The organism is Streptomyces sp. NPDC006458 (assembly GCF_040612135.1).
Classification (GTDB): Bacteria; Actinomycetota; Actinomycetes; order Streptomycetales; family Streptomycetaceae; genus Streptomyces.
Map to the genome: position 1 here is coordinate 559,781 of NZ_JBEXPR010000001.1, position 23,412 is coordinate 583,192.

The 23,412-nt window shown below is 71.6% G+C and carries 23 protein-coding genes and 2 pseudogenes; 10 read left to right on the forward strand and 15 right to left on the reverse strand.

Features of this window, described 5'->3' with window-relative positions:
* Positions 1-27: 27 nt before the first annotated feature.
* Positions 28-1,026 (forward strand): NADP-dependent oxidoreductase, encoded by a 999-nt coding sequence (locus ABZZ79_RS02620; protein ID WP_356685631.1) that lies wholly within the window; start codon positions 28-30, stop codon positions 1,024-1,026.
* 178 nt (positions 1,027-1,204) lie between these two features.
* Positions 1,205-1,624 carry an organic hydroperoxide resistance protein gene (locus ABZZ79_RS02625; RefSeq protein ID WP_356685632.1) on the forward strand — a complete coding sequence of 140 codons (420 nt, stop codon included), beginning with the start codon at positions 1,205-1,207 and terminating at the stop codon, positions 1,622-1,624.
* Between the two features lie 90 nt (positions 1,625-1,714).
* On the opposite strand, the gene ABZZ79_RS02630 is transcribed toward ABZZ79_RS02625, so the two are convergent.
* Together ABZZ79_RS02630 and ABZZ79_RS02635 are read right to left on the reverse strand one after the other, a co-directional pair.
* A complete protein-coding gene (locus ABZZ79_RS02630; protein ID WP_356685634.1) occupies positions 1,715-2,866 on the reverse strand; it encodes a serine hydrolase domain-containing protein in 1,152 nt (383 codons plus the stop codon).
* Between the two features lie 21 nt (positions 2,867-2,887).
* The gene (locus tag ABZZ79_RS02635) at positions 2,888-3,448 is read right to left on the reverse strand and encodes a hypothetical protein (protein WP_356685636.1); all 561 of its coding nucleotides are present in this window, start codon (positions 3,446-3,448) and stop codon (positions 2,888-2,890) included.
* A gap of 128 nt (positions 3,449-3,576) precedes the next feature.
* Between ABZZ79_RS02635 and ABZZ79_RS02640 the strand changes: the two genes are divergently transcribed.
* Positions 3,577-4,377 (forward strand): EI24 domain-containing protein, encoded by an 801-nt coding sequence (locus ABZZ79_RS02640; protein ID WP_356685638.1) that lies wholly within the window; start codon positions 3,577-3,579, stop codon positions 4,375-4,377.
* Positions 4,374-4,988 carry a LysE family transporter gene (locus ABZZ79_RS02645; protein ID WP_356685640.1) on the forward strand — a complete coding sequence of 205 codons (615 nt, stop codon included), beginning with the start codon at positions 4,374-4,376 and terminating at the stop codon, positions 4,986-4,988. Before ABZZ79_RS02640 ends, ABZZ79_RS02645 begins: the two co-directional genes overlap by 4 nt.
* On the opposite strand, the pseudogene ABZZ79_RS02650 reads toward ABZZ79_RS02645, so the two are convergent.
* The 3 genes and pseudogenes from ABZZ79_RS02650 to ABZZ79_RS02660 all read right to left on the reverse strand — a co-directional run.
* Positions 4,960-5,121, reverse strand: a pseudogene (locus ABZZ79_RS02650) (pyroglutamyl peptidase); the annotation flags it as partial. The gene ABZZ79_RS02645 and the pseudogene ABZZ79_RS02650 sit on opposite strands and share 29 nt — an antisense overlap.
* Before the next feature lie 174 nt (positions 5,122-5,295).
* Positions 5,296-6,267, reverse strand: a complete 972-nt coding sequence (locus ABZZ79_RS02655; protein ID WP_356685642.1) for an aldose epimerase family protein — start codon at positions 6,265-6,267, stop codon at positions 5,296-5,298.
* A gap of 14 nt (positions 6,268-6,281) precedes the next feature.
* Positions 6,282-7,166, reverse strand: a complete 885-nt coding sequence (locus ABZZ79_RS02660) for an SGNH/GDSL hydrolase family protein (RefSeq protein ID WP_356685644.1) — start codon at positions 7,164-7,166, stop codon at positions 6,282-6,284.
* Positions 7,167-7,424: 258 nt separating this feature from the next.
* On the opposite strand from ABZZ79_RS02660, the gene ABZZ79_RS02665 reads away from it, so the two are divergent.
* Positions 7,425-7,919, forward strand: coding sequence for a DUF3145 domain-containing protein (locus tag ABZZ79_RS02665; protein ID WP_356685646.1), 495 nt, complete (start codon positions 7,425-7,427; stop codon positions 7,917-7,919).
* A gap of 327 nt (positions 7,920-8,246) precedes the next feature.
* Here the strand turns inward: ABZZ79_RS02665 and fabF are convergent, their stop codons facing one another.
* From fabF to fasR, 5 genes are all read right to left on the reverse strand, one after another.
* Positions 8,247-9,518, reverse strand: coding sequence for a beta-ketoacyl-ACP synthase II (gene fabF / locus ABZZ79_RS02670; RefSeq protein ID WP_356685648.1), 1,272 nt, complete (start codon positions 9,516-9,518; stop codon positions 8,247-8,249).
* An 83-nt stretch (positions 9,519-9,601) separates the two neighbouring features.
* Positions 9,602-9,850, reverse strand: a complete 249-nt coding sequence (locus tag ABZZ79_RS02675) for an acyl carrier protein (protein ID WP_004931691.1) — start codon at positions 9,848-9,850, stop codon at positions 9,602-9,604.
* A gap of 48 nt (positions 9,851-9,898) precedes the next feature.
* Positions 9,899-10,900 (reverse strand): ketoacyl-ACP synthase III, encoded by a 1,002-nt coding sequence (locus ABZZ79_RS02680; protein WP_356685650.1) that lies wholly within the window; start codon positions 10,898-10,900, stop codon positions 9,899-9,901.
* Between the two features lie 30 nt (positions 10,901-10,930).
* Positions 10,931-11,842, reverse strand: a complete 912-nt coding sequence (locus ABZZ79_RS02685) for an ACP S-malonyltransferase (protein ID WP_356685652.1) — start codon at positions 11,840-11,842, stop codon at positions 10,931-10,933.
* An 89-nt stretch (positions 11,843-11,931) separates the two neighbouring features.
* Positions 11,932-13,137, reverse strand: a complete 1,206-nt coding sequence (fasR, locus tag ABZZ79_RS02690; protein ID WP_356685654.1) for a fatty acid biosynthesis transcriptional regulator FasR — start codon at positions 13,135-13,137, stop codon at positions 11,932-11,934.
* 62 nt (positions 13,138-13,199) lie between these two features.
* On the opposite strand from fasR, the gene ABZZ79_RS02695 reads away from it, so the two are divergent.
* Together ABZZ79_RS02695 and ABZZ79_RS02700 are read left to right on the forward strand one after the other, a co-directional pair.
* Positions 13,200-13,853 (forward strand): pirin family protein, encoded by a 654-nt coding sequence (locus ABZZ79_RS02695; protein ID WP_356685869.1) that lies wholly within the window; start codon positions 13,200-13,202, stop codon positions 13,851-13,853.
* A gap of 117 nt (positions 13,854-13,970) precedes the next feature.
* Positions 13,971-16,226, forward strand: coding sequence for an MMPL family transporter (locus ABZZ79_RS02700; protein WP_356685656.1), 2,256 nt, complete (start codon positions 13,971-13,973; stop codon positions 16,224-16,226).
* A gap of 19 nt (positions 16,227-16,245) precedes the next feature.
* On the opposite strand, the gene ABZZ79_RS02705 is transcribed toward ABZZ79_RS02700, so the two are convergent.
* The gene (locus tag ABZZ79_RS02705; RefSeq protein WP_356685658.1) at positions 16,246-17,085 is read right to left on the reverse strand and encodes a serine hydrolase domain-containing protein; all 840 of its coding nucleotides are present in this window, start codon (positions 17,083-17,085) and stop codon (positions 16,246-16,248) included.
* A gap of 658 nt (positions 17,086-17,743) precedes the next feature.
* On the opposite strand from ABZZ79_RS02705, the gene ABZZ79_RS02710 reads away from it, so the two are divergent.
* Both ABZZ79_RS02710 and ABZZ79_RS02715 read left to right on the forward strand, forming a co-directional pair.
* Positions 17,744-18,232, forward strand: coding sequence for a MerR family transcriptional regulator (locus tag ABZZ79_RS02710; RefSeq protein ID WP_356685660.1), 489 nt, complete (start codon positions 17,744-17,746; stop codon positions 18,230-18,232).
* Positions 18,229-19,242 carry an aldo/keto reductase gene (locus ABZZ79_RS02715; protein WP_356685662.1) on the forward strand — a complete coding sequence of 338 codons (1,014 nt, stop codon included), beginning with the start codon at positions 18,229-18,231 and terminating at the stop codon, positions 19,240-19,242. The genes ABZZ79_RS02710 and ABZZ79_RS02715 overlap by 4 nt, the downstream gene beginning before the upstream one ends.
* Positions 19,243-19,260: 18 nt before the next feature.
* On the opposite strand, the gene ABZZ79_RS02720 is transcribed toward ABZZ79_RS02715, so the two are convergent.
* The 3 genes from ABZZ79_RS02720 to ABZZ79_RS02730 form a co-directional block, all read right to left on the reverse strand.
* The gene (locus tag ABZZ79_RS02720) at positions 19,261-20,115 is read right to left on the reverse strand and encodes a DUF4429 domain-containing protein (protein WP_356685871.1); all 855 of its coding nucleotides are present in this window, start codon (positions 20,113-20,115) and stop codon (positions 19,261-19,263) included.
* Between the two features lie 57 nt (positions 20,116-20,172).
* A complete protein-coding gene (locus ABZZ79_RS02725; protein WP_356685664.1) occupies positions 20,173-21,390 on the reverse strand; it encodes an alpha/beta hydrolase in 1,218 nt (405 codons plus the stop codon).
* A gap of 99 nt (positions 21,391-21,489) precedes the next feature.
* Positions 21,490-22,143 (reverse strand): TetR family transcriptional regulator, encoded by a 654-nt coding sequence (locus ABZZ79_RS02730; protein WP_356685666.1) that lies wholly within the window; start codon positions 22,141-22,143, stop codon positions 21,490-21,492.
* A gap of 60 nt (positions 22,144-22,203) precedes the next feature.
* Here ABZZ79_RS02730 and ABZZ79_RS02735 point away from each other — a divergent pair.
* Positions 22,204-22,359, forward strand: a pseudogene (locus ABZZ79_RS02735) (MFS transporter); the annotation flags it as partial.
* Positions 22,360-22,610: 251 nt separating this feature from the next.
* On the opposite strand, the gene ABZZ79_RS02740 reads toward ABZZ79_RS02735, so the two are convergent.
* Complete coding sequence (locus ABZZ79_RS02740; protein ID WP_356685668.1) at positions 22,611-23,372, reverse strand: potassium channel family protein; 762 nt, start codon at positions 23,370-23,372, stop codon at positions 22,611-22,613.
* Positions 23,373-23,412: the final 40 nt, after the last annotated feature.

Below are 23,412 nucleotides of genomic sequence, written 5' to 3' on the forward strand. Positions count from 1 at the left end.
CAGGCGATCCCGAAAGGCACCCCCCCCATGATCAACCGCGAGTGGCACCTGCTCAGCCGTCCCGTGGGCTGGCCCAAGGCCGAGGACTTCGCCCTGGTGGAGACCGAGGTCCCCACCCCCGGCGAGGGGCAGGTCCTGGTGCGGAATCTGTACGTGTCGGTCGACCCGTACATGCGCGGCCGCATGAGCGCCGCCAAGTCCTACGTCGCCCCCTTCGAGCTCGGCAAGGTCATGCAGGGCGGCGCGGTCGGCGAGGTCGTCGCCTCGAACGCGGAGGGCATCGCCGTCGGCGACCACCTCCTGCACTTCTTCGGCTGGCGCGAGTACGCCGTCCTGGGTGCCCAGCACGCCATCAAGGTCGACGCGAACGCCGCGCCCCTGTCCACGTACCTCGGCGTGCTGGGCATGACCGGCCTGACCGCGTACGCGGGCCTGCTGCGCACGGCCGCCTTCAAGGAGGGCGACGTCGTGTTCGTCTCCGGCGCCGCGGGTGCGGTCGGCAGCCAGGTCGGCCAGACAGCGAAGCTGAAGGGCGCCTCGCGGGTGATCGGCTCGGCCGGCTCCGACGACAAGGTCAAGCTGCTGGTCGAGGAGTACGGCTTCGACGCCGCCTTCAACTACAAGAGCGGCCCCGTCGCCGAGCAACTGCGCGCGGCCGCGCCGGACGGCGTCGACGTGTACTTCGACAATGTCGGCGGCGACCACCTGGAGGCCGCGATCGGCTCCCTGAACCAGGGCGGCCGGATCGCCGTCTGCGGCATGATCTCGGTCTACAACAACACGGAGCCGGCGCCCGGCCCCAGGAACCTCGCCCGGCTGATCCAGACCCGCGGCCGTATCGAGGGCTTCCTGGTCAACGACCACAACGACCTCCAGCCGGAGTTCGTGCGCGAGGTCGGCCCCTGGGTCGCCTCGGGCGCGCTGAAGTACCGCGAGACGGTCGTCGAGGGCATCGAGAACAACCTGGAGGCGTTCCTCGGGGTCCTGCGCGGCGACAACACCGGAAAGATGATCGTCAAGCTGTAGCCGGGCGCCGCGGAGCCGATGCCGGGCGTCGCTCCGGCGGCTGCCCCGCTGCCCCGCTGCCCCGGCACTGGCCCCGGCGGCGGCTCTGGTGCTTGCTTTCCGGTATGCGGTAACTTCTTTCCGGACCCGCCGTCGATCGTGGGCGCGAGCCGCGGCGGACGAGGAGGAAGACCACCGCATGCCCATCCAGCAGTCCGATGTCCTGTACACGGCCGTCGCCACCGCCGAGAACGGCCGCGACGGCCGGGTCGCCACCGACGACGGCAGGCTCGACGTCGTCGTCAACCCGCCCGTCGCGATGGGCGGCAGCGGCGCCGGAACCAACCCGGAGCAGTTGTTCGCCGCCGGCTACAGCGCCTGCTTCCAGGGCGCTCTCGCCGTCGCCGCCCGCCGGGAGGGCGCCGACGTCTCCGGTTCGACCGTCACCGCGAAGGTCGGCATCGGCAAGAACAAGGACGGTTTCGGCATCGTCGTCGAGATCTCGGCCGACATCCCGAACGCCGACGCCGAGACGGCGGCCACGCTGATCAAGCAGGCCCACGAGATCTGCCCGTACTCGAAGGCGACCCGCGGGAACATCACCGTGACGCTCGTCTGACACCGGTCGTTGCGTACGACGAGGGCCGCACCCCTGGACGTGGGGTGCGGCCCTCACCCGTGCGCAGGCCGGCCGGGGCACGCCGTGCGCTCAGCCGGCCAGGGCCACGCCGTGCACGGCCGTCACGAACCGCTCGTTCTCCAGGGCCGCCCCGCCGGGGAAGGAACACCGGCGCCGCGTGTAGCCGTACGCCAGCCCCGCGCGCGGGTCGGCGAAGCCCTGGGAGCCGCCGGCGCCGCTGTGGCCGAAGGAACCGGCGCCCAGGAACGGGTACCAGTTTGCGGCGGTCGCCTGGAAGCCCAGCCCGAACGCCTTGTGCGTGCGGGCCACCAGGTCGTGGCCGACGGAGTGGATCTGGCCGACCTCCGCGACGGTGTCCGGCTTCAGCAGCGGCGGACGCCCGTCCACCTCGCTGATCGCCGCCGCGTACATCCCGGCGATACCGCGCGCGGCCGCGACCCCGCCCGTCGAGGCGGGACCCTTCGCCCGGACGGCACGGGAGTTGGCGTGGTCCACCAGTTCCCCCGGGTCCGGGACATGGGAGTTGTAGGCGATCGAGGTCAGCGAGTGCCGCCCGGTCGGCGCCGCGTCCAGCGCGGCCTGCTGCCGCGGCGTCGGCACCATCGGCCGCATGCTGCGGTAGCGCGGCTCCAGCGCCTCGGGCAGACCCAGGAAGAAGTCCAGCCCGTACGGCGCCCGCACCCGCTCCTCGAACAGCTCCTGGGTCGTCCTGCCGGTCGCCCGCCGCACGACCTCACCGGTGAGCGCGCCGATCACCAGCGCGTGGTAGCCGAACGCCGCGCCGGGCCGCCAGAACGGCCGCTGGTCGGCGAGCCGCTCGGCGACCGCCCGGTCGTCGGCCAGCTCCTCCCGGCTGAACCCGGCGTCCAGCCCCACCACACCCGCCCGGTGCGCCAGCAGATCCCGCAGGGTCACCGCACCCTTGCCCTCGGCGCCGAACTCCGGCCAGTAGTACGTGACCTTCCGGTCCAGTTCGAGGGTGCCGTCCTGCACGAGCAGCGCGACCACGAGGTGCGCAGCACCCTTGGTGGTGGAGAAAACGCCGTACAGCGAGTCGCCGTGCGCGCCGTCGCCCGCCCACAGGTCCACGACCCGTCTGCCGTGCACATAGGCACACAACTGCCCCTCGTAGTCGGGGCGTTCGTCCGCCACGAACGCGGCGAACTCCTCGCGCACCGCCTCGTAGCCGTCGGCGACGGTGCCGTGGATCTCCTGCGTCATCCGCTCTCCTCCAACGTCGACTCAGCCTCTGCGGGCCTGCGCCATGGTCAACAATGCCCGGGCCACCTGGGGGAATTCCCCCTTGGGGTGGGCCCGGAAGAGCGGCTCGGTGCCGAACAGGACCGCGCGCGGGCCGCTGACGACCACGCGCATCCGCTCCTGCGCCCGCGCCCGCGCCGCCGACTCCGGCGCGGTCACCGTGACCAGATATAGCCGGTGCCCGCCCGCCGAGCGCCCCGTCACCTCCACGCTCACCCGGTCGCCCAGCGCCTGGAGCGCGTTGAGCCGCGGCGCGATGCCGTGGTACGGGACGAGGCCCAGCTTGAGCGAGCGGTCGGCGGGGTTCTCCGGCTCGGGCGCGAGCACCTGCCGGCGCGGATAACCGCGGGCCGCGCCCGCGAGGTCGGGGGCGGGGTCGGTGAGGGCCCGCCGGGCGGAGTCCGCCGACAGGTCGGCGGCGCCGGTGTCGAGGGCGGGACCGGGCCGGGTGACGGGCTCGGGCCGGGCGCCGGCCGGACCGGTGAGCAGGAGGGAGCTGGCTGAGAGAGCGAGGGCGATCAGGGCGCTTGCGGTGGTGCGCACACGTACCTCCTCCGGGCTTCCTGGGATCGGTACGGCGAGATGTACCTGTTCGACTCAACCGCAACAAGAGGCACCTGCGCGCCAGCCATCCCCCGGATGGCCCGACCCTCGCCCGATAGAGTGCGCCCATGCGCGATCTTGGGGTGGGTTTCAAGTACCTGGTCAAGGGCCAGCGGTGGGTGGCCCGGCACGGGAAGCAGTACGAGTTCGGACTGATCCCGGGGCTGATCACGATGGTCCTGTACGCCGCGGCACTGGTCGCGCTGGCCGTGTGGGGCGACGACTTCGTGACGTGGGCGACGCCGTTCGCCGACGACTGGTCGAGCCCCTGGGACGGGCTGTTCCGCGCCTTCCTCACCGCCGTGCTGTGGGCGCTCGGCCTGCTGCTGGCCGTGCTCACCTTCACCGCGGTGACACTGCTGATCGGGCAGCCCTTCTACGAGAGCCTGTCGGAGCAGGTCGACCGGGACGTCTCGCCCGACGGCACCGCGCCCGAGTCGGGGCTGCCGCTGTGGCGGGAGCTGTTGATCTCCGCGCGGGACAGCCTGCGGATCGTCGTACGCGCCCTGTGCTGGGGTGTGCTGCTGTTCGCGCTGGGGTTCATCCCCGTCTTCGGCCAGACCGTCGTGCCCGTGCTCGGCTTCTTCGTCACCGGCTTCTTCCTCACCGAGGAGCTGGCCGCCGTCGCCCTCCAGCGCCGCGGTGTCGAACTGCGCGACCGCCTCACCCTGTTGCGCTCCCGCAAGACCCTGGTCTGGGGCTTCGGAACGCCCCTCGGCATGGCCTTCCTGGTCCCCTTCGTGGCCGTCTTCCTGATGCCGGGCGCGGTCGCGGGCGCCACCCTCATGGTCCGTGACCTGCTCGGCGAGGAGACCGTCGGCGAGGAGGCCGAGGGGGCCGAGACAGAAGAGGAGAACGTCACCGCGTGACCGAGATACTCGCCGTCGCCGTCATCACCGTCCTGGCCGTCGTCGCCCCCGGCGCCGACTTCGCCATGATCGTCCGCAACAGCTATCTGCACGGCCGCCGCACCGGCCTGCTCGCAGCGACCGGGGTCGCCGCCGGTGTGCTGGTCCACGTCACCTACACCATGCTCGGCGTGGGCCTGCTGATCGCCTCCTCCACCTTCCTGTTCACCGTCATCAAACTCACCGGCGCCGCCTACCTCGTGTACATCGGCGTGCGCACCTTCCGCAACCGCGGCGAGCTGAAGGTCGACCTGGAGCACAAGACCGGCCTGACCCCGCTCGCCGCGCTGCGCAGCGGCTTCCTCACCAACGTCCTCAACCCCAAGACGACCCTGTTCGTCGTCTCCACCTTCGCCCAGGTGGTCGGCCCCGGCACACCGCTGTGGCAGCAGGCGGGCTACGGCCTGTTCATGTCGTTCGCCCACCTGATGTGGTTCGGCGTGGTCGCCGTGTTCTTCTCGCAGGAGCGCATGCGGACCGCGATGCTGCGCGCCCAGAAGGTCCTCAACAAGGTCATCGGCTCCCTTCTGGCGGGCCTCGGCGTCAGCCTCGCGTTCGCCCCGTCGCACTGACGGTCACCGCGAGGACCGCCCGTACCCGGGCGACCAGGTCCAGTCGGTCGCGCACGAACTCGGGGTCGGTCACCTCAGTGGTGTTCCCGGCCCCGAACTGCGGCACCGGTGTGTGCAGATGGCCGCCCGGCAGCGGCCCGAGCGGCCCGACCAGCCCGACGAGCCCGGGCGGCCCGAGCAGCCCGAGCCGGTCGCGCGGCGGCATCGCCCGGTGGGCGGTCCCGGGGATGCCGCTGATCGAGGTGGTGGCGGCCGTCCCGGCGGGCCGCCGACCGGCCCAGGGCCTGTCTGACAGACAGGCCCTCCCTCAGCGCGCCGAGAAGGCGTACACCGACGCCGAACGGAACACCTGCCCCGGCCGCAGCACCGTGGTCGGGAACTCCGGACGGTTGGGAGAGTCCGGGAAGTGCTGGGTCTCCAGCGCGACGCCGTCGCCGGGCGCGAACGGGTCGGAGAGGTACTCGGCGGTGTAGAGCTGGAGGCCCGGCTCGGTGGTCGACACCGTCAGCACCCGCCCGGACGCCGGGTCGTACAGCTCGGCCACCTCGACCGGCTCCGCCGTCACTCCCTTGTCCAGCACGAAGTTGTGGTCGTAGCCCGACCCGATGCCGCGCGGCTCACGGAAGTCGAAGCGGGTGCCGGTGACGTCGGCGAGCTCGCCGGTCGGGATCAGACCGGCGTCGACGGGGGTGTACCGCGAGGCGTCGAGGCGCAGTTCATGGCCGCCGGCGGGCCCGGAGCCGGCCAGGTTGAAGTAGCTGTGGTTCGTCAGGTTCACCACCGTCGGCGCGTCGGTGACCGCCTCGTAGGCGATGCGCAGCGCGCCCGACGCGTCCAGCGTGTACCGCGCCGAGATCTCCAGGCGCCCCGGGAAGCCCTCCTCGCCGTGCGGGGCGACCCGCGACAGCAGGACGCCGTGCTCGACCGGCGTCATGTCCCACACCCGCTTGTCGAAGCCGTACGCGCCGCCGTGCAGGGAGTTGGGCGCGTTGTTCTGCTCCAGGGCGTAGGTCAGCCCGTCCAGCGGGAAGCGGCCGCCCGCGATCCGGTTCGCGTACCGTCCGACCAGCGCCCCGAGGTACGGCCCCGAATGCTCCAGGTAGTCCTCCAGCCCGGCGAACCCCAGCACCACGTTCGCCCGGCGCCCCTCGCGGTCCGGCGTCTCGACGGACTGCACGACGCCGCCGTACGACAGCACCCGTACGCGCACGCCCGCCCGCTCCAGCGTGCAGCGGTGGACAGGGGTGCCGTCGGAAAGTGTTCCAAAGTGTTCGATCACGAGGGGAGCCTAAGTCAGGTCTCTTCCGCCGTGACGGTCCGGTAGGCGATCTCCGCGAGCCGGGCCTGTCCGTCGACGCTCGGATGGAACCAGTCCCACCGGCTGAGCTGCCCGACCCTGAAGCGGTACGCGTACACCGCGCCCCCGTCGAAGCGGCAGCGCTCGTCCTTCGCGCACAGCTCCCGCAGCACCTCGTTGTAGTCCTCCACGCGCCGCTGCACCGTCGCGCGCCGCTCGACGGCCGCCGCGTCCAGCGCGTCCGCGTCGCCCAGCATCGACGGGCAGATGCCCAGCTTCCACACCTCCTTGCCCAGAGCGCTGGTACGGCCCTGCGACCACAGCCGTTTCAGATCGGGCACGCTCGCCACGTACACCTGCGCCTTGGGCAGGGAGCGGCGCAGGGTGTGCAACGCGTCCTCGAAGGAGGCCCGGAAAGCCGCCACGGGTGTCATCGACGCCGTGGATTCCCGGCAGGCGTCGTTGGCCCCCGCCATCACCGTGACCAGCTCCGGGGAGCGGGTCACCGCCCGCGCCATCTGCCTCGGCAGATCGGCCATCCGTGCCCCGGTCACCGCGTAGTTCCAGCTGCGCTCCGCCGCCCGTGCCCGCCCCAGCAGCCGGACGGCCAGACTGTCCACGTCCTCGCTGCTCCCCGTCGCCCAGGACGCCTCCGGGCAGTCCGACAGCACCCCGCACGCGTCGAAGGCACGCGTGATCGAGTCGCCCACCGCCGCGACCGACCCCGGGCTGCGGTCCCACACGGGCGTCGGCGACGGCGCCGCCGAGCCCGCCCGGGTCCCGGACGGCGCGGGGGAGTTCCCGCCCACCGCGTCGCACCCGGCGACCCCGACGACGGCAGCCGTCAGCGCGGCGGCGACGCTCCAGACACGGTTGCGCATCCTGCTGATCCCCTCGGCCGGCGGACAGGAGTCGTCCCGCCCGACCCCCACCATGACAACGTCCGGGAGTTCCCTGATGCGCCGACGGTGACGGTCCGGACACGCAAAGGCGTCCTGCCGGGTGAATGGTGTGTGTTTCCGGGCACTGGGACCGACGGTACGTCACACTCCTTGCCCTGCCGCACGGTAGCCTCGCCATCAGCGTGGCTGTCCTGCCAGCCGCTCGGCCCGCCTGTCCCGCTCTGCCCGGAGGTCCCGGTGACGACACGTGGAGTTCTGTACGTGCACTCCGCTCCGCGCGCGCTGTGCCCGCACGTCGAGTGGGCCGTCGCCGGGGTGCTCGGCACCCGCGTCAACCTCGACTGGATCCGGCAGCCCGCCGCGCCCGGCACCTGGCGGTCGGAGTTCTCCTGGCAGGGAGAGGCCGGCACCGCCTCCAAACTCGCCTCCGCGCTGCGCGGCTGGCACCTGCTGCGCTTCGAGGTGACCGCCGAGCCCAGCACCACCACCGAGGGCGAGCGCTACAGCTGCACCCCCGACCTCGGCATCTTCCACGCCGTCACCGGCATCCACGGCGACATCCTCATCCCCGAGGACCGCCTGCGCGCGGCCCTGCTGCGCAGCCAGCGCGGCGAGACCGACCTGGAAGCGGAGTTGACCAAACTCCTGGGCAAGCCCTGGGACGACGAACTGGAGCCGTTCAGGTACGCGGGAGAAGGCGCCCCGGTCCGCTGGCTCCACCAGGTGGTCTGAGAACCGCACTTGTGTCAGGCGCGCCTCGTGGACGCGTTTCGCGCAGTTCCCCGCGCCCCTGAAAACATCAACGAGGCAAGCGAAGCAAGGCCAGGGACACGGGAAACGCCGCAAAAACCACGGACAACCGGTCAGGGGCGCGGGGAACTGCGCGAAAACGACGGACAACCGGCACCCGTCAACGAGGCGGGGGATGCACGGCCAGGGGCGCGGGGAACTGCGCGAGAACCACAGACAACCCGCACCCGTCAACGCAACCGCACGCAACAACGACGAGTGGCCCGAACCCCACCAGGGAGCCCGAGCCACCGCCAAGCAGACCGCAGGTCAGACCGAACGGAACGCCAGCACCACGTTGTGCCCGCCGAACCCGAACGAGTCGTTCAGCGCGGCGATACGCCCCTCGACGGGCAGCTTGCGAGCCTCACCCCGCACGACATCGGCGTTCGCCTCCGCCTCGGGGTCGAGGTTCTCGATGTTGATGGTGGGCGGAGCCACCCGGTGGTACAGCGCGAGCACGGTCGCGACGCTCTCGACACCACCGGCACCACCGAGCAGATGACCGGTCATCGACTTGGTCGCGGACACCGCCATGTGGTCGGCGTCGTCGCCGAACACCTTGCGCAGCGCCTTCAGCTCGGCGATGTCACCCGCCGGCGTCGACGTCGCGTGCGCGTTGACGTGCACGATCTCGGCCGGGTCGAGATCGGTGTTGTCGAGGAGGCTCTGCAGGGCGTGCGAGATGCCCCGGCCCTCCGGCTCCGGCTGCACGATGTCGTGGCTGTCGGCGGAGACGCCCTGACCGACGGCCTCGGCGTACACGCGGGCCCCGCGCTTGGCCGCGTGCTCGGCGGACTCCAGGACGATCACGCCGGCGCCCTCGCCGAGCACGAAACCGTCGCGGGCGACGTCGTAGGGACGCGAGGCGCCCTGCGGGTCGTCGTTGTTCTTGGACATCGCCATCATGTTGCCGAACGCGGCGATGGGCAGCGGGTGGATCGCCGCCTCGGTGCCGCCGGCCACGACCACGTCCGCGCGGCCGGAGCGGATCATCTCGATGGCGTAGCCGATCGCCTCGGCGCCGGACGCGCACGCGGAGACCGGGGTGTGCACACCCGCGCGGGCGCCCACGGCCAGACCGACGTTCGCCGACGGGCCGTTCGGCATGAGCATGGGGACGGTGTGCGGGGAGACGCGGCGGACGCCCTTCTCCTTGAGCACGTCGTACTGGTCGAGCAGCGTCGTCACGCCACCGATGCCGGAGGCGATGACCGCGCCGAGGCGGTCGGGGTCGATGCTGCCGTCCTCGCCGGCCCTGCCGGTGAACCCGGCGTCCTTCCAGGCCTCCTGAGCGGCGATCAGCGCGAACTGCGCCGAGCGGTCGAGACGGCGGGCCTGCGGCCGGGGGATGATCTCGGTCGGCTCCACGGCGACCGGAGCGGCGATGCGGACGGCCTGCTCGGCGGCCCACTCCTGCTCCAGGGGCTTGACACCGGACTTGCCGGCGACCAGGCCCTCCCAGGTGGAGGCCACGTCGCCACCCAGCGGTGTGGTTGCGCCGATACCGGTGACGACCACGGTGCGATTGGTCGAGCTCACGGGAATTCGTTCTCCAGATTCGAGGAATCAGCGGCGCCACCGCCGGGTGGCGGGGCAGTCAGCCCAGGGGGTTGATCGGCTGATCAGGCCTGGTGCTTGAGGATGTAGTCGGTGGCGTCACCGACCGTCTTCAGGTTCTTGACGTCGTCGTCCGGGATCTTGACGTCGAAGCGCTCTTCGGCGGCGACGACGACCTCGACCATGGACAGCGAGTCGACGTCCAGGTCGTCGGTGAAGGACTTGTCCAGCTGGACGTCCTCGACCGGGATGCCGGCGATCTCGTTCACGATCTCGGCGAGACCGGCGACGATCTCTTCCTGAGTGGCGGCCATGTCGGCGCTCCTTCGTAGATGTTTCAGAGGGTGTGGCAGCAAGTGTGCCTAGGGGAGGGTAACGACCGTGGCGGCGTAGACGAGACCCGCCCCGAAGCCGATGACGAGCGCGGTGTCACCGCTCTTCGCCTCCCCGGTCGCCAGGAGCCGCTCCATCGCGAGCGGGATCGAGGCGGCCGAGGTGTTGCCGGTGGTGCGCACGTCGCGGGCGACGGTGACGGACTCCGGCAGTTTGAGGGTCTTCACCATCGAGTCGATGATCCGCTCGTTCGCCTGGTGCGGGATGAAGACGTCCAGTTCTTCGGGCGAGATCCCGGCGGCGTCCAGCGCCTCCTTGGCGACCTTCGCCATCTCGAACACGGCCCAGCGGAAGACGGCCTGGCCCTCCTGCGTGATGGCCGGGAACCGCTCGACGGTGCCGTCGCGGAAGTCCGTCCACGGCACGGTCTGCTTGATGGTCTCGGACTTGTCGCCCTCGCTGCCCCAGACCGTGGGACCGATCGCCGGCACGTCCGAGGGGCCGACCACGACCGCGCCCGCGCCGTCACCGAACAGGAAGGCCGTCGCGCGGTCCTCCAGGTCGGTCAGGTCGCTGAGCCGCTCGACGCCGATGACGAGGACGTACTCGGCCGAACCCTCGACGATCAGGCCCTTGGCGAGGGTGAGGCCGTAGCCGAAGCCCGCGCAGCCGGCCGAGATGTCGAAGGCGGCGGCCTTGGCCGTGCCCAGCTTGTCGGCGATCTCGGTGGCCACGGCCGGAGTCTGCTTGAAGTGGGAGACGGTCGAGACGATCACCGCGCCGATCTGCTCGGCGTCGATCCCGGCGTCGGCGACGGCCTTGCCGGACGCCTCGACGGACATCGCGGCGACCGTCTCCTCGTCACTCGCCCAGTGGCGGGTCTGGATACCGGAGCGCGAACGGATCCACTCGTCGGACGAGTCGATCTTCTCGAGGATCACCTCGTTGGGCACGACCCGGGTCGGCCGGTAGCCGCCCACACCCAGGATGCGCGCGTACGGGGCGCCCTTGGAGGGCTTGATCTTCGGCATGTCCGTTCGGCTCCTTCTGGGGACGTCGCGTCAGGCGTGCTCGGCCATGAGCGCGCGGGCCGCGTCGAGGTCGTCGGGGGTCTTCAGGGCCAGCGTCGCGACGCCGGGCAGCGCCCGCTTGGCCAGACCGGTCAGAGTACCGCCGGGGCACACCTCGATCAGCGCCGTCACCCCGAGTTCCTTGAAGGTCTCCATGCACAGGTCCCAGCGAACCGGGTTGGCGACCTGGCCGACCAGACGGGAGAGGACCTCCGCGCCGGAGTCGACGGTGCGGCCGTCCTTGTTGGAGACGTAGACGACCTTCGGGTCGGCCGGGGCCAGTTCCTCGGCCGCCTTGGCGAGTGCGTCGACCGCGGAGGACATGTGGTGCGTGTGGAAGGCACCGGCGACCTTGAGCGGAACGATCTTGCGGACGCCCTCGGGCTTGTCCTCGGCCAGCGCGGCGAGCTGCTCCAGCGTGCCCGCGGCCACGATCTGGCCGGCGCCGTTGACGTTCGCCGGGGTCAGACCCAGCTTCTCCAGGTGCGCGACGGAGACCTCGGGGTCGCCGCCCAGCAGGGCCGACATACCGGTCTCGGTGATCGCCGCGGCCTCGGCCATGGCCAGACCGCGCTTGCGTACGAGGGTGAGGGCCGCGGTGTCGTCCAGGACTCCGGCGAAGGCGGCGGCGGTGATCTCACCGACGCTGTGGCCCGCGACGGCGCCCGGCGCGACGGCACCCAGTGCCGAGGCGGACAGTATCCCGGCGGCGACCAGCAGGGGCTGGGCGACCGCCGTGTCGCGGATCGCGTCGGCGTCGGCCTGCGTGCCGTAGTGGGCGAGGTCCAGATCGATGGCCTCGGACCAGGCGGCCAGCCGGTCGGCGGCGCCGGGCAGTTCGAGCCAGGGAGTCAGGAAGCCGGGCGTCTGAGCGCCCTGGCCGGGAGCGACGAGTACGAACACTCTCACACTCTCTCTTGTGGACGGGCACGGCCGCCCGTGGGGACTGGAACGAAGAACACGAGGGGGTTTTGTGGGCTTCCGACAAAGCGCTAGAGAGGCTGGTCGCCGTCGGCCAGACGCCCCAGGATCAGCGCGATCCGCAGCGTGAACGCCGACCGAACATCCGACGGCGACCAGCCCGTGACGTCAGTCACACGTCGAAGCCGGTAGCGCACGGTGTTGGGATGCACGAACAGCATCCGTGCGGCGCCCTCCAGGCTGCTCGCCTGCTCCAGATACACGCTCAGTGTCTCCAGGAGCGCCGATCCGGCCTCCTCCAGCGGTCTGTAGATCTCCTCCACCAGTTGCTCGCGCGCGCTCGGGTCCGCGGCGATGGCGCGCTCCGGCAGGAGATCGTCCGCCAGCACCGGCCGCGGCGCGTCCTGCCAGGCGGTACAGGCCTTCAGCCCGGCCGCCGCGGCCTGCGCGGACCGGGTGGCGGCCAGCAGGTCGGGCACCACGGGCCCGGCGACGACGGGACCCGCCGCGTACGGGCCGATCAGCGACTTCGCCACGCCCAGCGGGTTGTCGCTGCCGCCCGCGATGACCACCAGCCGGTCGCCCAGGACCCCGGTGAGCACCTGGAGCTTGGCGTGCCGGGCCGCCCGCCGGATGGCCTCCACGGTCAGCTCGGAGTCGCCGTCGGGCGCCGTGCCCAGCACCACGCACACATGGTCCGGCGCGTTCCAGCCGAGCGCCGCGGCCCGGGAGACGGCGCCCTCGTCGGCCTCGCCGCTCAGCACGGCGTTCACCACCAGCGACTCCAGACGCGCGTCCCAGGCACCCCGTGCCTCGGCGGCCTGCGCGTACACCTGCGCGGTGGCGAAGGCGATCTCGCGGGCGTAGACAAGCAGCGCCTCGCGCAGTACGCGCTCGTCGCCCGGGGCGGCGACCTCGTCGATCGCGCTCTCCATGACCTCGATGGTGGTGCGCACCATCTCCACGGTCTGGCGCAGCGTGATCGCCCGGGTCAGCTCGCGCGGCGCGGTGCCGAACACATCGGTCGAGATGGCCTGCGGCGCGTCCGGGTGCCGGAACCACTCGGTGAAGGCGGCGATACCCGCCTGGGCGACGAGCCCGATCCAGGAGCGGTTCTCCGGGGGCATCGCCCGGTACCACGGCAGTGTCTCGTCCATCCGCGCGATGGCCTGCGCGGCGAGCGATCCGGAGGACTTCTCCAGCCGCTTCAGCGTCGCGACGTGCGGATGGACGGGACGCGTTGCGGCTGCTGGGGTGCGGGCTTCGGGTTCGGGCACGGGGACAAGACTGCCTTATCCGGACGGGAGCATGCGTCATGGGGGTCTACGGTGGGTCCGTGATGGACGTACGGCGCGCCGCAGAGCGCTACCGCGGCGGGGAACCACAGGCCGGGATCGAGTCCTGGCACGCCTTCTCCTTCGGGCCGCACTACGACCCCGGCAACCTCCGCTTCGGCGCGCTGATCGCCTGCAACGAGGAGCGCCTCGCGCCCGGCGCGGGCTTCGATGAGCATCCGCACAGCCACACCGAGCTGATCACCTGGGTCGTCGAGGGCGAGCTGACCCACCGCGACTCCACGGGCCGGGAGACCCGGGTGCGGCCGGGCGATGTCCAGCACCTCAGTTCGGCGGCCGGGGTCCGCCATGTGGAACGCAACGACGGGGACACCCCGCTGAGGTTCCTGCAGATGTGGCTGGCGCCGAGGGACCCGGGCGGCGACCCGGTGTACGGGACCGTGACCGGGATCGCCGACTCCACCCCGTACGCCGTGCCCGAGGCCGGCGCCCTGCTGCATGTGCGGCGGCTGGCCGAGGGGGAGCGCACGGCCGTCCCGGACGCGGCGTACCTGTACGTCCATGTCGTACGCGGCGAGGTGCGGGTGGACGACGTGCCGCTGGCGGCGGGGGACTCGGCGCGGATCACGGAAGCCCGGGACATGACGGCCGTCGCCGCCTCGCGGGCGGAGCTGCTGATGTGGGAGATGGCGACGTGACGGGTGGGTGCCCAGGGCCGGGGGACGCCTAGCGGGGTCCGAGATGCTGTCGGGTCCGGGCGGGCGTGTACTGGAGGAAGGGCCGGGCAACCGACCGGCAGGGAGAGAGACCCGACCATGGCCGCTCGTGACGGAGCAGGGGGACGGGGCGAGGCACCGGCCGGGGGACTGCGCGGACTGGGCCAGTGGTGCGCACGCCACTTCGTGATCGTGATCATCGCCTGGCTGGTCGCCCTGGGCGCGCTGCAGACGCTCAACCACTTCAACGGCGGCGAGTACTCCGACAACTTCTCGCTCTCGGACGCGCAGTCGCAGAAGGGCCTGGACGTCCTCGAGAAGCATGACCCGCAGGCCGGCGGATACAGCAGCCAGATCGTCCTGCACGACGACAAGGCCCTGACCTCGTACGGCTCGCAGATGTCGACCACCATCACCGACCTGCAGAAGCTGCCGCACGTCCTGTCCGCGCAGAACCCGCTGGACGCCACCTCCTCCAAGGTCGGGCCGGTGTCCTCCGACGGGCAGACCGCCTACATCACCATCCGCTTCAACGTGCAGCCCAGCACCCTGGGCGACAGCTACCTCGACGGCGTCGACAGCGCCGTGCAGCCGCTCAAGAGCGCAGGTGTCGAGGTCGAGTACGGCGGTTCGCTGGGCGAGCTGGCCCGCCCCGACGCCGACGACCGGGTCAGCGAGCTGATCGGCTTCAGCGTCGCGATCGTCGTCCTGCTGATCGGCTTCGGCAGTGTGATCGCCGCCGGACTGCCCCTGGTCACCGCCCTGATCGGCGTGGTCGGCGGACTCGCCTGCCTCGGACTGCTCGCCGCGGCGTTCACCTTCGCCACCGTCTCGCCCACCCTCGCCACGATGATCGGCATCGGCGTGGGCATCGACTACGCCCTGTTCCTGATCACCCGGCACCGGCAGAACCTGATGGACGGCGCCGATCCGGTGCGCGCCGCCGGGCACGCCGCCGCGACCAGCGGACGTGCCGTGCTGGTCTCCGGCACCACCGTCGTCGTCGCCCTCATGGGCCTGTACGCCTCCGGCGTGAGCTTCATCGGCAAACTCGGCCTCGCCGCGGCCGTCACGGTCGTCTCCGCGGTCATCAGCGCCCTGACCCTGGTCCCCGCCCTGTTCGGTCTGATCGGCAGACGCATCGACCGCTACACCGTGCGCAAGCCCGTCGCCGAGACCGACGCCGAGCCCGGCGCCGAGGTGACGGGCACCTGGCACCGCTACGCCCAGCGTGTGGAGCACCATCCGCTGCGCTACCTGGCCGCGGGCCTCGCCGTCATCGCGGTTCTGGCGATCCCCGCCTTCACGATCCAGCTCGGCCACATCGGCGACGGCGCCGACCCGACCTCGTTCACCGACCGGCGGGCCTACGACCTGATGTCCGACGCCTTCGGCCCCGGTTCCAACGGGCCCCTCACCGTCGTCGTCGACCAGACCTCGGTCCCGGACTCGCAGCGCTCGGACCTGTCCTCGAACGTCCAGAAGGCCCTCAACGGCGTCTCGGGGACCGCCTTCGTCTCCACGCTCAGCCCGACGCAGGACGGCGACGTCCTGATCGGCACGGTCTACTCCAAGGTGTCCCCGCAGAACCAGGACACCACCGACCTCGTGAACCGGCTCGTCGACGACACCCTGCCCCAGTCGGTCTCCGGCACCGACGCCAAGGGCTATGTCACCGGCACCACGGCCGCGCAGGTCGACTTCCGCGACCTCGTCGCCGCTCGGCTGCCGCTGATCATCGGGGTCGTGGTGGGCCTGGCCTTCCTGATCGTCCTCACGGTCTTCCGGGGCCTGCTGGTCGCGGTGAAGGCGGCGGTCCTCAACGTGCTGTCGATCACCGCGTCCTACGGTGTGGTCGTCGCCGTCTTCCAGTGGGGCTGGGGCGGCCCCGCCCTCGGCGTCAACGGCAAGGTGCCCATCGAGAGCTATGTGCCGATGATGATGTTCGCCATCATCTTCGGCCTGAGCATGGACTACGAGATCTTCCTGCTGAGCCGTGTCCACGAGGCCTGGATCCGCACCGGCGACGCGAAGGCCTCGGTGGCGCACGCGCTGGAGATCACCGCGCGGGTGATCACCTGTGCCGCCCTGATCATGGTCAGCGTCTTCGCGGCCTTCATCGTCAGCGACAACATCGTGGTGAAGATGCTCGGGCTCGGTCTCGCCGTCAGTGTGCTCATCGACGCCACCGTGGTCCGGCTGCTGATGGTGCCCGCGGTGATGACCCTGCTGGACGAGCATGCCTGGTGGATGCCGCGCTGGCTGGACCGCATCCTGCCGCACATCGACACCGAGGGGGCCGGCGAGAAGCTCGGCGCCCTTCCCGAGCCCCGCCCGGGCGAGAAGATCGACTGAGCGCCGGGCCCGCCCGCTCCTACAGCTCCGCGCGCACGGCGTCCGTGAAGGGCGGCCACGCCTCGACCGCCCACGGTCCGAACGGCCGGTCCGTCAGGGCGACACAGGCCGCGCCCGCGCTGTTCCCGCCCGCCCGCCCGGCGTCCGGGTCGATCCACAGGAACGTGCCCGACTGTCCGAAGTGGCCGAAGGTGCGCGGGGAGGACGTGGCGCCCGTCCAGTGCGGGGACTTGCCGTCGCGGATCTCGAAGCCCAGGCCCCAGTCGTTGGGGTTCTGGTGCCCGTAGCCCGGCAGTACGCCCTTGGTGCCCTGGTACTGCACGGTCATCGCCTCGGCCACCGTGCGCGGGTCCAGCAGCCGCGGGGCCTGCACCTCGGCCGCGAACCGCAGCAGGTCCTCGACGGTGGAGACGCCGTCCTTGGCGGGGGAGCCCTCCAGGGAGGTGTCGTTCATCCCCAGCGGGGTCAGTACGGCCTGGCGCAGATACTCGGCGAAGGGGATGTCCGTCGCCTTGGCGATGTGGTCGCCGAGCTGCTCGAAACCGGCGTTGGAGTACAGGCGCCGCTCGCCGGGCGCGCCCATCACCCTGTGCTCGTCGAAGGCCAGGCCCGAGGTGTGGGCGAGGAGGTGCCGGACCGTCGCGCCGGGGGGTCCGGCCGGCTCGTCCAGCTCGATCGCGCCCTCCTCGTACGCCACCAGCGCGGCGTAGGCCGCGAGCGGCTTGGTGACCGACGCCAGCGGGAAGCGGTGGCCGGCCGGTCCGTGCACGCCCAGGACCGTGCCGTCGGCACGCACGACGCCCGCCGCCGCCGTGGGGACCGGCCAGTTCTCGATCAACGCGAGGCTCTTCAACGACATGCGCCGAGCCTATGCTCCCTGAGCGACAGCTCCATCAAGGGGTCGCGCCGGACCCCGAGCACCACCAACCTCCCCTCGCCCCTACCCGTCCCATCCCCAGGGACTCCGCCCCTCCGCCCCCGCCAGGGGGTTCCACCCCCTGCACTCCCGTCCGGGTCGGGCAACGCTCCCCTCGGCCGGGGCCGGTTGGGGGGCGCGGGGAACGGCGCGATCGGCCACGACGGACCGGCACCCACCCGACGGCAGTCACCACGCTCCCCTCGGCCGGTGGCCGGTTGGGGGCGCGGGGAACGGCGCGATCGGCCACGACGGACCGGCACTCGCCTGGCGCCGGTCACCTCCCTCGGCCGGGGCCGGTTGGGGGCGCGGGGAACTGCGCGATCAGTCACCACGGGCCCGCACTCGCCCGACGACAGTCACCACACCCCCCTCGGCCGGGGTCGGTCGGGGGCGCGGGGAACTGCGCGATCGGCCACGACGGGCCCGCACCCACCCGAAGGCGGTCACCACACCCCCCTCGGCCACGACGGACCCGCACTCGCTCACGGCAGTCACCACACCCCCGGCCGCGGCGGGCGTGAAGACCAGGACAACTCCCTCCGGTTTCTTATGGTTTTCGCTTGCTTCGAGCGCACTCCAAGGTCATAGCGTGGGGCACATGACGGTGATGCAGACCACGGCCGTGACCACCGAAAGAGCACCGGAATCCCCCGCGGACATCTGTGCCGCGCCGCCCCCCGGGCACCCTCGTCCCGACGGTGAGGACCGCTACACGATCAGCGAGGTGGCGGCCTTCACCGGCCTCACGGCGCACACCCTGCGCTGGTACGAGCGGATCGGGCTGATGTCCCACATCGACCGCTCCCACACCGGCCAGCGCCGCTACACCAACCGCGACCTGGACTGGCTCGACCTCGTCGGCAAGCTGCGGCTGACCGGCATGCCGGTCGCCGACATGGTGCGGTACGCCGAACTGGTGCGTGAGGGCGAGGAGACCTACGGAGAGCGGCGCGAGCTGCTGGAGTCCACCCGCCGGGACGTGCTCGCCCGGATCGCCGAACTGCACGACACCCTCGCCGTGCTGGACCGGAAGATCAACATCTACAGCGGCGCCGCACACGCGCGCGAAACGGAGACGAACCGATGACCGACCCCCGGATTCCCACCGCCCGCCTCGGCGCGGACGGCCCCGAAGCCGGCGTCCAGGGCCTGGGCTGCATGGGCATGAGTTTCGCCTACGGTCCCTCGGACGAGAAGGAGTCCCGGGCCACCCTGGAGCGGGCCCTGGAACTGGGCGTCACCCTGTACGACACCGCGGACATGTACGGCTCCGGGGAGAACGAGCGCTTCCTGTCCCCGTTCTTCAGGGCCCACCGCGACGAGCTGCTCATCGCGACCAAGTTCGCCCTGGCCACCGTGCCGGAGGACCCGACCCGCCGGATCGTGCGCAACGACCCGCCCTACATACGCGAGGCCGTCGAGGCCAGCCTCAGGCGCCTCGACGTGGAGGTCATCGACCTCTACTACATGCACCGCCGGGACGTGAACGTCCCCATCGAGGAGTCCGTCGGCGCCATGGCCGACCTGGTGCGCGAGGGCAAGGTCAGGCAGCTCGGCCTCAGCGAGGTCACCGCCGCCGAACTGCGCGAGGCCCACGCCGTCCACCCCATCGCGGCCGTCCAGTCGGAGTGGTCCCTGTTCAGCCGTGACATCGAGGCCCAGGTGGTCCCGGCCGCCGCCGAGCTGGGCGTCACGCTGGTGCCGTACTCCCCGCTGGGCCGGGGCTTCCTCACCGGCTCCTTCGCCCGCGCCGAGGACCTCACCTCGGACGACTTCCGCCGCCAGCAGCCCCGCTTCACGGGCGACAACGCCACCGCCAACGCCGCCCTGCTGGAGCCGATCCGCACGATCGCCACCAAGCACGGCGCCACCCTCGGCCAGATCGCCCTGGCCTGGGCGCAGCGGCAGGCGGAGGTCTTCGGTCTGCCGGTGATCCCGATCCCGGGCACCCGCAGGCCGGCCCGGGTGGAGGAGAACGTGGCGGCCGTGCGCGTCGCCCTGGACGAGGAGGACCTCAAGCTCCTGGACGGGATCGCCGCCCAGGTGGCGGGCGAGAGGTACGCGAACATGGCGTTCACCTCCGCGGGACGTGAGTGAGGTCGCCCCGGACGGACGCTAAAGCTCCGCCAGCAGCTCGGCCTTCTTCACGGAGAACTCCTCGTCGGTGACCAGCCCGGCCCGGTGCAGGTCCCCGAGATGCCGAATCCGCTCGGCGATGTCGGCCGGATCCCTGCGGGGTCCGGCCGGCACCGCGGCGACGGGCCCCTTGTCCCGCACCGCGGCCAGAACGGCCGCGGCGAACGGCAGGGACTCGTGCACGGGCCCGTACCCCAGCCCGAACACCACGGCCGCGGGGTCCTGGTCGACCTGGGCGGGCTGCCCGCCCTCACGGGTCAGCAACCGCAGATGCCCCTCGAACACCTCCGGCGACCGCCACTCGACACCGCTGAGCGCGTCGACGCCGAAGCTCTGGTCCCCGGCCTTCCACTTCGCCGAGGACGCCCCGGTCCAGAACCAGCGGAAACCGACGGTGGACCCGTCGAAGGACGCCTTCCCGTCGTACGCCTTGAACTGAAACGGCGGCTCCGGCGCGGACACCAGGAACCGGTCCGCGGCCTCGGCGGTGCCGGGCAGCGCCGCCCGCAGCTCGTCGGCGTAGTACTCGGCCAGGACCTCCCGCTCGGCCGGCAGCACCAGCCGATACGGATCGCTGTTCTCCCTCAGCTGCCCGGCGGCAGCCTCCAGCAGTGGATCGGCGCCCGGCCGCAGCTCGGCGCGCAGCACCACCGTCCCCCGCCGCCCCGGCGTCAGTGACACCCCGCGCAGCGCCGCCAGCGGCACCCGGCGCTCCTTCAGCGCCTGGAACAGCTTGGGTGTCCGAATCCCCCGTTCGTAGCGGATGAGCACGGAGTCGGACTCGAACTCCCAGGCAGCATGAAATCCGGCCAGTACGTCACCCATGCGGCTCATCGTATGCGGCACGAGCTCCTTCGTCCCCTCCCCGCGCAGACCGCAGTTTCTGCGCCTCTACGCGCGTCCGGCCGACGCGCCGACGGACAAATCCGTCCGGCACAGGTCGGTGTCGTCGGCGCAGTCCACCGCGCGGTACGCGCCAGTGCCGATCTCGGCGAAGTTCCTGAGGCTGTCCGTGCCCGGCACGAAGTAGCCCGCGTGGCCCTGGGCGTCGCGGGCCGACAGCACCCGCGCGCCGAACTCGGCGGACATCGGGTCGGCCCCGTGTCCGAGGCCGCCGAGCTCCAGATGGGGCACGTCCTCGATCCAGTCGTCGGCGTCCCGCATGGCCCACACCCGTGCGCCGGTGCCGAGCCCGGAGGCACTCTCGGCGCGCATGCCGGGGCTGCCGGCCACCGCTATGTCGGCCACCCGGGCGGGCAGCGAGCGCGCGGCCACCCCGCACACCACGGAGCCGTAGCTGTGGCAGAACAGCGACACCGGGGCCCGGCCGGGCAGCGCCCGCACCAGCGCGTTCAGCCGCACGGCCCCGGCCTCGGCGCGCAGCGCGGTGGCCGCGTCCATGCCCAGCCCGCTGGGGGCGGTGTAGTCGGCCCAGGCGATGACCGCCGTCCGCGTCGAGGGGCTGGCCTCGCGCTCGGCTTCGTAGAGCGCCCCGGCCATGCCGGCCGGGGCCGAGTGGCGGCGGTTGGTGCGCTGGAAGGTGAGCAGGTCGGTGTCGACGCCGGGGACGACGACGGAGACACGCTCGGCCTTGTCCAGGTCACCGAGCACCTCGGCGACCCGCCCGGAGCCGTCGGGGTCGAAGGCGAGGATCTGCCTCCCGGGCTCCATGAGTGACTCCAGGCGGTGCATCCGGCGTCCCGCCAGATACTGCCCCGAGGACGTGAGGCGTTTGTCGCGCATGCGTCCGAGCTCGACCCTGCGGGCCTTGCCGAGGGCGATCCGGTTCGCCTGGTAGCGCAGCTGGACGGGGGCGCCGTTCATGTTGCCGACCGCGAGCGGGTAGCGGCGGGCGAGCGAGACCTGCTGGCCCTCGGTCAGCGTGGCGAAGAAGCCGGCCAGCAGGCCGGGCGCGGCGTCCGGGTCGGGCAGCCGGTGTCCGGCGACGCTGCCGTGCTCCCACGCGGAGAGCGAGGCCGCCAGCTCGGTGGTCGTGCGGTGGCCGCGCATCGCGGTCCAGCCGGTGGTCGCCAGCATCACGAACACCACGGCCAGCGCGAGCAGCATGCGCCAGACGTTGAGTTGCGGGGAGGTGTCGAAGGAAGTCACTGGGAGGACACACTAGGAGAACGACACGGTCTCGCGTGAACGGAGTGACAGGGATCACGTTTGACGATCCGTGTGCTTTCTCGGACCGTGCGGCACCGGTCACGTTCGGCGACCTGGGCCGCCCTCCCGGTCCGTGCGCCAGCTCCCCGAGAGGGCAGGTCCCACCTGGTCGAGGTATGCGGTCGTCAGTTCGCGGATCGCCTCCAGGTTCAGTTCGTCCCGGGTGCTCCACTGCCGTTCGGTCATCCGCATCACCCCGCCGAAGACGGCCACCGCGACCCTGGGCCGTAGATCGGTCTCCACGTCCAGGCCCTCGCGCTCGGCGATCAGCCGCGCGAAGTGCTCCTCGGTGTCGGCGGACCGCCGCAGATGCGCGGCGAGCAGCACCGGCGTCGACTCCATCACCCGGTACATCCGCAGGTACAGCTCCAGCGGCACGACGGACTCGATGACCTCGCTGATGGTGTCCCAGCCCTCCAGGACGGCCCGGCGCATCGCCTCCAGCGGCGGCTCCTGCGGCGGACGGGCGCGTACCGCCTGGTAGAAGTGTTCCTCGGTCAGGCGTGCGACCGAGAGGGCGGCGTCCTCCTTGCCGGCGAAGTAGCGGAAGAAGGTGCGCTGGGAGACGTCGACGGCCTCGGCGATCTCGTCGACGGTGGTCTGCTCGTAGCCCTGGGTGGTGAAGAGTTCGAACGCGGCTCGAACCAGCGCCTCCCGGGTGCGCTGCTTCTTGCGCTCGCGGAGTGTTTCCATAGGTGTCAGTTACCGACTACTGATTTCCTTTGTCAATTGTCAGTGGCTGTCATCAGCCTCGCCAAGATCGCGGACGTGGCCCACGACACCTTCATCTCGGGCATGAGCCTCGCCTCCCTGGTCGCGGCCGCCGTGGCGGGCGTGGCCGTACTGGTCGCCCTGCTCACCAAGCGAGGCGCGAACGCCGAGGCGGGCGCGGGAGCGGCCCACATCTGACGCCACCCACCCCCACGCGCCGGCGCGACCTCGCAACGGTCGCGCAGTTCCCCGCGCCCCTTCAAGGCAGCGGGGAACTGCACGTTCCGAGGGCGCGAGAAACGGCGCGAAGGGGCGCGAGGAACGGCGCGAGCAACCAAACCCACCCCGCACCTGTAACGCAACGGCCCCACCCCAAGGGGCGCGGGGAACTGCGCGACAAGCCCCCGACAACCCGCACCCGCACCCGCACCGCGACACAACCCGGCACCTCAGTAGGCGCCCGGCTCCTCCGAAGGAGAAGGCACCCGCGCGGAGGACAACGCGGCAACCTCGGCGCGAAGCGCCCGAACCTCCTCGGTCAGCAGAGCGATCGCCTCCGTCTGCCGCCGCTCCTCCTCGTCGTCCATCTCGAACCGCGCGATGAACCACGCCGCGATGTTCGCGGTGACGACACCCAGCAACGCGATCCCGGACAGCATCAGCCCGACGGCAAGCACCCGCCCCGGCCCGGTCGTCGGCGCATGATCCCCGTACCCCACGGTCGTCATGGTCGTGAACGACCACCACACCGCGTCACCCAGCGTCCGGATGTTCCCGCCGGGCGCGTCCCGCTCGACGGACAGCACCGCGAGCGAGCCGAACATCAGCAACCCGACCACGGCCCCCGCGACGTACGTGGTCAGCCGGATCTGCGAGGCCAGCCGGGCCCGCTGCCCCACCAGCAGCAGTGTCGACACGACACGCAACAACCGCAGCGGTTGGATCAGCGGCAGCACCACCGCGAGCAGGTCCAGCCAGTGCCGGCGCACGAACGCCCACCGCTCGCGCGACAGCGCCAGCCGCACCGCGTAGTCCAGTGCGAACGCCCCCCACACCACCCACTCGGTCACCACGCACGCGTGCGTGACCGCGCGGCTCGCGGAGGGCTCCACGATCGGCACCGCGTAGGCGAACGCGAACAGGACGGCCAGCGCCAGCAAGGGCCGCTGGGTGCGTCGCTCCCAGCGGCCCTGTGCCGTTTGTTCCTTCATGGCCGCATCGTACGGTGGCGTGCGGTACGCGCGACCAGCC